The 10,741-nt window shown below is 60.5% G+C and carries 10 protein-coding genes; 4 read left to right on the forward strand and 6 right to left on the reverse strand.

Annotation, left to right across the window (positions count from 1 at the left end):
* Positions 1-100: 100 nt before the first annotated feature.
* The 3 genes from BMW90_RS25585 to BMW90_RS25595 all read right to left on the reverse strand — a co-directional run bounded on the left by BMW90_RS25585 (position 101) and on the right by BMW90_RS25595 (position 3,665).
* On the reverse strand, positions 101-1,240 hold the full coding sequence (locus BMW90_RS25585; protein WP_054540615.1) for a tyrosine-type recombinase/integrase: 1,140 nt from the start codon (positions 1,238-1,240) through the stop codon (positions 101-103).
* A gap of 336 nt (positions 1,241-1,576) precedes the next feature.
* Complete coding sequence (locus BMW90_RS25590; protein ID WP_074837534.1) at positions 1,577-2,779, reverse strand: IS91 family transposase; 1,203 nt, start codon at positions 2,777-2,779, stop codon at positions 1,577-1,579.
* Positions 2,780-2,792: 13 nt separating this feature from the next.
* Positions 2,793-3,665: a tyrosine-type recombinase/integrase gene (locus BMW90_RS25595; protein ID WP_074837535.1), complete on the reverse strand. Its 873-nt coding sequence runs from the start codon at positions 3,663-3,665 to the stop codon at positions 2,793-2,795.
* Positions 3,666-3,889: 224 nt separating this feature from the next.
* Here BMW90_RS25595 and BMW90_RS25600 point away from each other — a divergent pair, with 224 nt between their 5' ends.
* Positions 3,890-4,780, forward strand: coding sequence for a DUF1403 family protein (locus tag BMW90_RS25600; protein ID WP_074837536.1), 891 nt, complete (start codon positions 3,890-3,892; stop codon positions 4,778-4,780).
* Between the two features lie 2 nt (positions 4,781-4,782).
* On the forward strand, positions 4,783-5,382 hold the full coding sequence (gene scpB / locus BMW90_RS25605; protein WP_074837537.1) for an SMC-Scp complex subunit ScpB: 600 nt from the start codon (positions 4,783-4,785) through the stop codon (positions 5,380-5,382).
* Here the strand turns inward: scpB and BMW90_RS25610 are convergent.
* The 3 genes from BMW90_RS25610 to BMW90_RS25620 are packed head-to-tail and all read right to left on the reverse strand — an operon-like array spanning position 5,366 to position 8,914.
* Positions 5,366-6,400 (reverse strand): TniQ family protein, encoded by a 1,035-nt coding sequence (locus tag BMW90_RS25610; RefSeq protein WP_074837538.1) that lies wholly within the window; start codon positions 6,398-6,400, stop codon positions 5,366-5,368. The two genes, scpB and BMW90_RS25610, sit on opposite strands and share 17 nt — an antisense overlap.
* Positions 6,397-7,278, reverse strand: coding sequence for a TniB family NTP-binding protein (locus BMW90_RS25615; protein ID WP_074837539.1), 882 nt, complete (start codon positions 7,276-7,278; stop codon positions 6,397-6,399). The genes BMW90_RS25610 and BMW90_RS25615 overlap by 4 nt, the downstream gene beginning before the upstream one ends.
* A 1-nt stretch (position 7,279) precedes the next feature.
* Positions 7,280-8,914, reverse strand: coding sequence for a Mu transposase C-terminal domain-containing protein (locus BMW90_RS25620; protein WP_054540545.1), 1,635 nt, complete (start codon positions 8,912-8,914; stop codon positions 7,280-7,282).
* 200 nt (positions 8,915-9,114) lie between these two features.
* Between BMW90_RS25620 and BMW90_RS25625 the strand changes: the two genes are divergently transcribed.
* Both BMW90_RS25625 and BMW90_RS25630 read left to right on the forward strand, forming a co-directional pair.
* A complete protein-coding gene (locus BMW90_RS25625; RefSeq protein ID WP_067264449.1) occupies positions 9,115-10,074 on the forward strand; it encodes a hypothetical protein in 960 nt (319 codons plus the stop codon).
* A 439-nt stretch (positions 10,075-10,513) separates the two neighbouring features.
* On the forward strand, positions 10,514-10,741 hold a 228-nt coding region (locus tag BMW90_RS25630; protein ID WP_139211558.1), incomplete at its 3' end, for a transposase.

Raw genomic sequence — 10,741 nt, forward strand, 5'->3', positions numbered from 1 at the left:
TGTCGCGTTTAATTCCCGATTTCAATTGAAGCAGAAAGCTGAAACTGAAGCGCTGGAATTTCATCTTAGCGCTTCACCAACGCGTCAAGATTCCTGAGCTTCACAGCCCTGCGGCTTTGGTCAGGTTCACCCTGAACCTGTCGCGCCTGCGCTGGTAACGCCGGGTCATCTCGGCCGACGCATGTCCCAGGTGCTTTTGAACATAGCGCTCATCAACCTCTGCCGACGAGGCGAGCCCGGCGCGCAAGGAATGTCCAGAGAACATTGCCAGCCTTTTGGCTTCCGGCAGATCGGATCTGACGCCGCTCTTCAGAACGGTTGCCTTGATCAGCCGAGCGACGTGCTTGTCGGAGAGGCGGGCCTCGAGGGCACGTTTGCCGTCCCGCGAGGTGCGCACGAAGACCGGCCCAAAGTCGATCTTCGCAAAGTGTAGCCATTGCTCAAGTGCGTGGACAGGACAGGTCTGGTCGCTTGAGCCGCGCCCAACCTCGACCTCGCGCCACCCGGTCTTGGCGTTCAGTGTCAGCAGAGCGCCATCTTCGAAAATCTCGATCCAACCGCCGGAGCCCGGTGTATCATCCTTGTGCACGTCAAGGCTCACGATCTCGGAGCGACGGAGACCTCCAGCATAGCCCAGAAGTAAGATCGCCCGGTCTCGAAGCCCGCGGAGATCATAGGGAAGGGTGCCCACCATGGCCTGGATGTCCTCGGGCAGGATCGCTTCCTTCTGAACCGGCGGACGCGCGTGTTTGCGCCTAATCCCGGCCAGAACGGTGGCGACATGGCGGTCCTTGCGATCAAGAGTGAACCCTCGCTGCCTGTAATTCCAAGCGATGCCGGAGAGGCGCCGCTCAATGGTGGAGACCGAGAGAGCAGGGGCCTTCCCGGTCGCGGCGGCCAGATCAGCCAGATAAAGTCCAACCATCTCCGGCGAGGGGGGCAGAGGCTCCGTGCCTTTCAACCGGCACCAGCGGGTGAAGTGTTTCCAGTCGGCGGCGTAGGCCTTGTTCGTGTTCCCAGCCGTCGAGGCCTCGGCATAGTCCCGGGCGGTATCGATCAGCCGGTCGAGCGCGCCGGAGCCGGCCACATGGGCGGGCAGAGCGATTGAGGCTCCGTCCCGAGAGGTTCTCTCGTCGCGCTCGTCACTGTTCGGCGCGGTATGGGGTGCTGAGCTCGAAATCTCTGCGTCAGACGCGTCAGAATCCTCGATTTTGGTGCCGCTATTCGTGATACTGCTCATGTTTCCGAGCATATCATTTTTCCGTCCGATAATGAAAAAGGTTTGTGGCCGCTGGATGCGCGTTATCCAGCGGCGATAAATCTGCCTTGGACGAAAGCGCGGGCAGAATTTGGGCCTATGGGAATTGCTCTGAACGACTGAGCTCGGTGGCTGTCTGTGTTGCAGATTTTGGGGTGGGGTGGATGCCGAGTTCGACAAGAAACACCTGTCGTTCTTGCAAAACGAGGGCCTTTGCGCGCGCGGTTCCTGAGCATTTGTCGTGCTTTCGAATTTGAGCCACACGGACCCGTGCGGTGCCGGGGCGCCGCAGGTCAAGACAAAGGTTCTGCCCTTGTTTCATGCGGCGGTTCTCCAAGGTGGCGAGCGAGATTTCGGGGTCTTGCCGCGCTCGAATGCATCGATGACGACCATGCTGCCGCCGCATTCCGGGCACGTCAGACTCGAGGACTGTTCGTCCGGAGGGCCGGTCTTGTCGTCTGATGCTTCCTGGTCGTCTTGCGCCTCTGCGGCCAACAGTAATCTGATGGTTTCAAGCCTTGCGCGGCGGATGCCGTTGGCAAGGAAACCGGTATGGCGGATCCGGTGAAACCCCGGAGGCAGAACGTGGGTCAGGAACCGGCGAATGAACTCCCCCGTTTCGAGACGCATGACCTTCTGGCGATTGCGGTTTCTAATCCTGTAGTCCTTCCATCGGAACGCAACCGTCTCGGCATCGGCGCTGACGAGGCGCGAATTCGGAATCGCCACCCTGTGCGTGTACCGGCTGAGATAGGCGAGAACTGCCCCGGGTCCTCCGAAGGGCGGTTTGGCGTATACCACCCATGCGGTCTTTCTGAGCGGTGCGAGGTGGGTCTTGAAGATGTCCGGGCTCGTCAGATGCGCCAATTGCCCGGAGAAGGCCAGATTTCCGGACCGATGAAGAGCCATCAGTCCTTCCAGGAACAAACGCCGGAACAGACGGGACACGACCCTCACGGGCAGGAAGAACCCCGGACGGCAAGCAATCCAGTGCTTGCCGCAGGGCGACAAGCCGCCGCCAGGCACGATGATGTGCACATGCGGGTGATGCGTCAGCGCCGATCCCCAGGAGTGCAGCACACTCGTCATTCCAATCGTCGCGCCCAGATGCTTGGGATCGGCGGCAATCGTCAGAAGCGTTCTTGAAGACGCCTTGAACAGAAGATCGTAGACAGCCGCCTTGTTCTGCAAGGCGATCTTGGCGATCGTTGCGGGCAGGGTGAAGACAACGTGGAAATATTCCACTGGCAAGAGGTCGGAGACCCGGGCCTGCATCCAGTGGTGGGCGGTGGCCCCCTGGCATTTCGGGCAATGCCGGTTGCGGCATGAATTGTAGGAGACGTGCTGGTGTCCGCATTTGGTGCAAGCCGCGACGTGTCCGCCCAGAACAGCCGTCCGGCAGGTTTCAATTGCCGACATGACCTTGAGTTGCGCCTGGCTCAGGTGACCAGCATTGGCACGACGCCAGGCAGGTCCGTGGGCTCGGAAGATGTCCGCGACTTCGAGTGCTGGTCGGGACATTGGGGACCCGCCGTCAGCCGCTTCCGCCTTTCTCGAGGTTCAGCAGATCCAGAGGGCTCGTCACGTCCCGGATCATCTTGATTGCAACCTTTGTGTAGACGGTCGTGGTCTCCAGCGTCGTGTGACCAAGCAGCACCTGGATCACTCGGATGTCTGTTCCGTTTTCCAGCAGGTGCGTGGCGAAACAGTGCCTCAACGTGTGGGGCGAGACGTTTTTCTTGATATCTGCAAAGTCGCACGCGGCGTGGAACGCGCGGCTCAGCTGGCGGTTTGAAATCGGGTTGGCCGGGTCGCGGCCGGGGAATAGCCAGCCCGCAGGACGCGTTTCCCGATAGTAGGCGCGCAAAAGCTCGAGAAGGGTGGGCGACAACATCACCTGCCGATCCTTGCGGCCCTTGCCTTGCTCGACGCGGATCAGCATGCGATCGCTGTCGATATCGGACACTTTCAGATGCGTGACTTCATTCGCCCGCAATCCGCAACCATACGCGACACTGAGAGCGGCCCCATACTTCAAGCCCGGACCCGGCGCCGCGGCCAGAATTCGCGCGACTTCTGCGGCGCTCAGTACGACCGGGATCTGCTTGGCGATCCGCTGGTAACGAAGGTAACGTTTCATTTCGGACCGGTCGCAGGTCACCGAAAAGAAAAAGCTGAGCGCAGTCAGCCGGTGGTTGAAGGTCGGCGCGCCGGTGCCCTTGTTCGTCATATCGAGCTGAAACGCGCGCAAGTCCTCGGGCGTGGCCAAATCGGGCGACCGCCCCAGAAATCTGGCAAACTCGCGCACTGACCGCAAATACATCTTCTGGGTGATTGGCCGCAGGCCCTTGATGCGCATGTCGTCTAAAAACCGTTGCCGTAGGGCTGGAACATGTTCGCTGGACAAAGGAACCTCCTGTCGTTCGATTGAGAAGGTCCCAATCAAACGACGGTCACACCTATCCGCAAAGACCACAGTCGACCCGGCGTAGTTCGGCGGTAACGAGCGCCAATACCGCGTGAGCGGTTTCGTCCAAGGCAAGCTTATTGGACATAAACGGATACGGCAAAGCGGGGCGGTTTTCCCAGTATGTGGTAGAACAAAGCGCCGCCATCGGATAGTGTTGTGGCATGGCATATGCTCGAGCGACCTTCATTGACGACCCTGATACCCTACCTCGGATGCCGCCCTGGGTCACTTCCGCACGCCCCGAAACCCATGAAGATATGGCGTTTTTGTCGGGCGCGGCGCTGGCGCATCTGCATCTGGTGGTCGGGCGCGATGACGTTCCCCAAGCCTTGTTGCGGGAAAGTTTGGCGCTGCGCGCGGCGGAGGCTTGTGTGGTACATTCGGGGCGGCCGGAAAGGGCGGCAGACTTGCGGGACGCGTTGGCGTTTCTGCAGCCGGGTGACAGCCCGGGGCCAGCGGGCGAGAGTTATCTTTCTTGGCGGCGCGCGGTGGAACGACCGGTGGCGGCCAAGGCATTGAACCGGGCGCTGCCGACTTTGGAACCGGAACAGATCGCAACCTGGCTCGAAGTAGTGAAGGCGGCTCCGGTGACTCAAGCGGCCACCGTCCTGGAGGCCGTTCTTGGAGATCGACCCCGCGACCTCACCTCCGCACTGATTCTCGCGGATGCAACTTTGGCGCAGGCGCTCGGGTGGAGCCATGTCCTGCCGCTTCTGGCACTCGGCCTCAAGCGCGGTGATCTTCGAAAAACCGGCGAGGAGTTGCGGCTGATCTGTCATCAGGCAATTGGGACGGCAGCAGTTGAGACAACGCACCAGGCCATCGATCTGACACGACGCGCAGCCCGGCTCAAAGAGGCCGCGCCGAAACTGCGAGCCAGGGGTTCTGACAAGGCAGTGGCCGACTTTCTGGCCCGGGATGCCATCGCCCCTACCGCGCTTACCTCACTGCGGTCCGACCGGGCAGCGCGCCGCTTTTGCGACCGGCTGGTGGCGTTAGGGGTCGCCCGAGAGCTCACCGGGCGTGACACGTTCCGCCTTTACGGGGTCTAGGCATGGTCAAAGATCACGCCGAAACCGACCTCGACCGGGAATTGGACGATCTGCCAACCGAATTGCGCTGGCGAGAATGGAGGCGGCGGATTGAAGCCGTTCTCTTCGCCAGCGCATCGCCGGTGCCGCGCGAGGACCTCGCGCGCGTGGTGGGGCAGGGGGCTTCGGTCGATCTGTTGGTCGAAGACCTGGCCGCCGATCTCGAAGGACGATCCTTCGAAGTGGCGCAGGTGGCCGGCGGCTGGATGCTGCGGACGAGACCGGCCTATGCGGCGGCGATCAGGACGGCCGCGGATGTCGGCGATCAGGATCTCGATCTGCGCGAATACGATGTCGCGGTCCTGGCCGCCATCGCCTACCACCAGCCGATCACAAGAGACGGGCTGAAGGACATCTTCGGCAAGGAGATCAGCCGAGATCTGATCGGTCGGCTACATGCCCGTGGCCTGATCGGCACCGGCCCACGGTCGCCGCGGCGCGGGGCACCCTATACCTATGTGACGACGGAGCAGTTCCTGGTCGCGTTCGATCTGGAGTCGCTGCAGGACCTGCCCGATCGGGAGCAGATGGAGGATGCAGGTGTCATCAATTCCCAGGCGTAGTCGTTGCCAATGATGTTCGACGGTTTGAATGAAGGCGGATGATGGCTCGCTGTAAGGCTGTCAAATCAGGATGTCCGGAGCGTTTCTTTGTTCCCGGTGTTATCTGTGACAATATCTCTGCACTCAATGACGCCACCAGGTCGGAATGCTTGGACGCTGCCAGTGCAATGCGGGTCCAGAGCTCAATTGCGGGATGCTCGGAATATTTTTGGAGGGGCATCATTCCTTCGGTCAACTGGCGGAAGAAAAGATATCGGTCGCGAATTGGAAGACGTGAAATCGATTTGGGTTCCCCATCGAACGTGAAGCAAACGGTCCCAAGCATGGCGGGCAGGGAGGTCCTCCCGTGCAGTCCATGTCCCGCAACATGCATTCGAAGCAGATCGTCGAGCAGCCGCTCGAGACGATGCACATTATACTCGGCGGGCAGCGTGGGTTTTCGGAGATCTGCGTCGCACCAGACACAGAAATGTTGCGGCAGAAGCCGGTTTTGTCGAACAGGCGCGATGCCGCCACGGCAGGTAGGGCAGTGGTCGCGCAAGCGGCATCCATGCCGAAAGCAGGAAACGCGCGTTGCCAAAGTCCAGCCGCGTCGGAAGTACGGTGCGAGATCCTCTTTCAGGCACACTGGACAGTATTGCAGGCGATTGAACTGAGCGGTCGATGTGCCAGGATCTCCAGATCCACTGTTGTGCCGCAAACGCAACCGGGCTAGCGGGTCGCGGTTCAAAGCCAAGCCATCAATATCCTCGGTAGGTAACCGCGTTCGCTCGACCAGCAAATTGAGGATTCGCCCGGGAAGGTCTCGGTCAAGCTTCGCAGACCAATCTCCAACTGCGACATCCAGAACCCGCCCAAAATATTGAGGTGGAATTCCATTGGCCATGGCCAGCCGATGCAACCAGCTCGACAGCAGCTCTCCGGGTACCGGTGCAACAACGACGGGCCAGCCTTGCCCCACCTCGTTGCCGTAGTCGCGCGCAGGTGTGACCGTGATCTCGGACGCAGACTGGTTCACATCATTTCGCGGCGCAAAGGCGCATTTCGGCGTTTCGACAGGGGCGTGTAACCAAGCGAGGTAATGGTCGCCTCAGAAATGTGTTCCTCGCCGTTCCTTATCGCCTTGATGGCCGCGCTGCTCACGATATCGACGACCTCTCCGATCAAGCCCTCTGACAATTCATGGATGATCTCAGCCAGTGACGGTCGCGACAGGTTCGAGGCGCGGGCGAGAGGGATGCTGGTTTCAAGACTATCGAGGAGCGTCGCGAAATCCTCGTCATACGCCCATCTGGGAATAGGGATCGTATCGAACCGCGATCCCATTTCCTCGGTGTCGTGTACCGCGTCATAGACCGCAACCTCGCCAACCAGTACGGGCGAAATGTCGTGGACACGTGCGATACGGCGCAGGAACGAAAAGATAGATTTCACGTCCTGTCGGCGCCCTCGAAGGGCGCTGTGAAACTCATCGAAGATGAGCAGGCGGGGTTTCAAGCTGTCCAGCAAATGATCCACCTGCTCGCCCGCGCGCGACAGGCTCCGCCAACCAGATGCCTGAGGCGCGCGCAACCCGGCAAGAATGCTGGCATAGAAGTGAGACAGTCCGGCACCTTCTCGGGTCTGGATCACCCAGATCCTTTGACGTTCTGACTGCCGCAAATGTTCAATCGCAAAGCGTTCGGCGATCATCGTCTTGCCATTGTGATAGGGGCCTGTCAGCAAGAGCCCTCTGGGACGCAAGGTTACTGGCCGATCAAGCAGCAGACTCATGGCGTTATGGGCGCGACTTGCAACCGGATGGCTGATCCAACGGGCCGACCGGATATGGGCGATGCGGCACGCGTCACCAGCATCGAGAAGTGATGCGGCGGAGTCTAGGAGGTGATCAATCATTTCACCAATCCTCAACCGGAAAGACGCGGCGCGGGCGCTCAGGGTCAGGTGTTTCGCGGATTGGTGTCGGGGAAGAAGTGAGGCTCTGGTAGGGTTTCGGCGCATGAGCCGCATGCCTGGCCCGTGCGACTTCCTTCAGCCTTTGCTTCTTCGATGCCGAGGCATCTACCGTCGCCGCGATTTCGCGGCGGATCGCGGTCTTCTCCTCGATCGGGCGTCGGCCGGTTTCGCGCGCTCGGCTTCTCTCGGCCCTGTGCTGCCAGAGGGTGACCGCCTCAAGCAGTCCATCCCGCCGCTCCACAGGGCGCCAGGCTCCTGTATCGGGATCCTTGATGTAGATGTGACTAATGTCCCGAGGATCATAACGAACATCGAGAGCACCCAATCGATCACGGCGGGCGACCAACGGGCCCAACCATGGATCGAAATAGTCGTTGGCAAACAGGCTGACACCTTGAGGTGAAATCCTGCGTGTCTTGTTCGGGAGAAAGCTGAGCAGAACGTCGAAAGGGTTGTCTTCCGGGCCGTCCGGCTGACGGCATTTTCGTTCCCATTCATTGGTCGGGACTGTCAGCTTGCGTTCATTCTGGCTAAGATTGTGATCGATAATCGCCAGCGCGATACAGCGTTCGAGGTCTGCAAAGTTGAGCCTCGCACGGTCTTCGGACAGATACTCACCCCGATCCGCGATGGAACGCCCGGTCTTGCCAGGCAGGGAGCGCAGCACCGTATTCACCTTGCCTAGAAGTCGTTCGACAACCCCGCCACGATGGACGGTCCCCTTGTTCCGGCTTTGAATTGCAATCCCGTACTCGGCACAACCCAGGATGAAACTGGTGCTTCTGAATTCCATGGCGGAATCCACGACGACCATCTTCGGGCGGCCAAACATCGGCCAGGAATGATTGATGTCGCGCGCTGCCAGCCAGTCCTCCTTGCGGCACATCGCCTGCGCCAGACAGAGGGCGACCGACAAGCGTGAGGGCTGCTCAAGGGTCAGGCAGAAGCCGATAATCGCGCTTGTTGCAACATCAGCTGCGATGGTGAGATAGGGGCGTCCAACATAGATGCCCTGACCATCGATGACTTCCACAAACTGGATGTCGGCGGGGGTATGGTCTATCTGGACGACATCGAGTGCGTGGTTGGCCCGGATATAACCTGGGCGGGGTTTCAGGCGCCGTAGGTTTTTTCCTCCTGAATGTCGCCGTCGTGCAATCTCCTCGGGCGTGAACAGTCGTGGGATACGCTTGGAAACGGTGACATAGGCAGGCGGATCAAGACCCTCGCTGTCACAACGGGTGCGGATTTCATCGACAATCGGCGCAAGGTCCGGTTGCTCGGGCTGAAGCCACATCTCCCGAAGGGTTGCCAAAATGATTTCCTCAACAGCCGGGCTGATCCTCGCGCGCCTAGCTCCACCTGTCTTTGGCAACAGCGAAGACACCCGATGTTCGGTACGATATCGGCGCAGGTGGTTGTAGACTTGGCGCGTCGAGAGACGCAATTCGGATGCGGCCCGAGAAACTGCGGTGCGCATAGGCTCTTGCCCGTCCAAAATGCGATCCAGCTCTCGCGCGATACGCGTTGCCTTGGCCCAAGCCTCGTCAGACGCTTCGTTTTCGCGCAGCGTCATGAACCCGCCGCTCCACGGTTTCTAAACCCCATCTTCTGCCCCATGTTCTCGCTTGTTGAAACGCGAGCTAAAAATTGAAATCGAAACGTAAAATACCACGTCGGATTACGCTTCATCCTACTGGAATCCTGTAAGAACTTTTTGATGAAACGGCAAAGCAATTGCGACATGAGGACGACCTGTGGTTCCTGCCCGGTCCGATGGAAGAGGAGCCGCATTATCTGCCGCCCGGACCTAGGGCCGAAGTGCGTGAGACCGCTGTTCTTGACGATTGGCGACGTGCCGAGGCGGGCCATGCTGCCCGCCTTGCCCGTGTGGCCGGCCGGATCGGGGCGCTAGACGACCGTCTGAAGCGTGGCCCGGAAGGCTGGCGGCACAGGCTTGCGTTGATCGAGGCGGCAGACCTCAGCTGGTTTGCAGGCGACCGAATTGGCCCGGATCGGCTGGCGCTCTGGATATCCATGCGCTTGTCCGGCGTGCAGGACGACACCGCAGCGCTTGCGCGTGTCGGATGGGCGGTGCGGCGTCTTACAGGCGGTCCCGGCCCAGACGTGGACCTGTCCGCCTTCCTCGATCGCCGTGACCCCGAGAACATGGTGGATGAAGCCGAGCCCTTCGCGGATCGCGCGGGCGGGTGGCTTGACCTGATGGCGCAAGCCGCCGACCTGCACCCGATCACGCGTGCCTGCATGGGGTTTCACCTCTGGAGCCTCGCGGGCCTCGGACAGCAGAGCAACCGAATGGAAGCGGCGGTCACGGCGTCGCGCATTGCCGCGCATGAGGGCGAGGGGGCAATATTCGCACCCCTGGCCATGGGTGGGGCGGGGGCGCTGCGCGCCGGCGGCCCCCCGGCTGAACGTTTGGCGCGCTGGCTCGAGAAAATGGAAACGGCCTGCCTGACCGCGATGCGGCACCTCGACGATATCGAGACATGGTCGGCGCTGGCGGAAGCCGAGATGACCCCACTCTCGGGCAAGACGCCGCCAGCCCTGCGCGGAGTGCTGACCGAATGGCCCCTGGTCTCTGCCCCTATGGCCGAGGCCCTGACCGGAGCCAGCCGCGCCGCTGTCCAGCGCAACCTCGCCTGGATGGAAGCGCGGGATCTGGTCCGCGAGCTAACAGGGCAAGGACGGTTCCGAATGTGGCGCGCCACAAACTGATTGTCGAAGCGATCTGTGCGCGCCGATGTTGCGTCTATCCGCAGCACGGCTGAAACGGTGAGGAGCACCGTTTTGCAGATGCTCGAGGTCAAAGAGTTCGGCTGATCGGCTGAGACAATTCGGCTATCGCCACGTCCCCAACTACCATGAAAGCATTGTCGACTGGGTCGTGACCGGTCTGCGGGTATAAACCGGACAGACCATACAACGCTCCAAGCGACGAACGAGCCGTTGTCGCAATGGCCTGTCCAGTGATGTCTTCTTGAAAATCGCCTTCGGAAAGAGCAGGGGCAGGACATGAAGCTGCAAAATCTCGAACGCCATCAAGCCTGGATCTACCGTAACCGCCCGATTTGAACCGCCTGCTCGTATGTCCCGGTGATTGATAAGAGACGTCCATAATGACGTCATTAGAGACGTCTCCTACAGGGAGGCAGGGATGCGGGGCGAAATTCTGGGCGTGGAGCGTCGGCGCCGATGGAGCGACGAGGAGAAGTTGTCGATTGTGCTTTCGGTCGGGGTGAACGGCGCGACGGTATCGCAAGTCGCGCATCGGCACGAGATCAGGCGGCAGCAGATTTATGCCTGGCGATATGAACTGAGGAAGAAGGGGCTTCTGACGCCTGACGACACTGCGCTGTTCTTGCCGGTCGATATTGCACTGCCG

It is taken from the genome of Marinovum algicola, assembly GCF_900109145.1.
GTDB classification, from domain to species: domain Bacteria; phylum Pseudomonadota; class Alphaproteobacteria; order Rhodobacterales; family Rhodobacteraceae; genus Marinovum; species Marinovum algicola.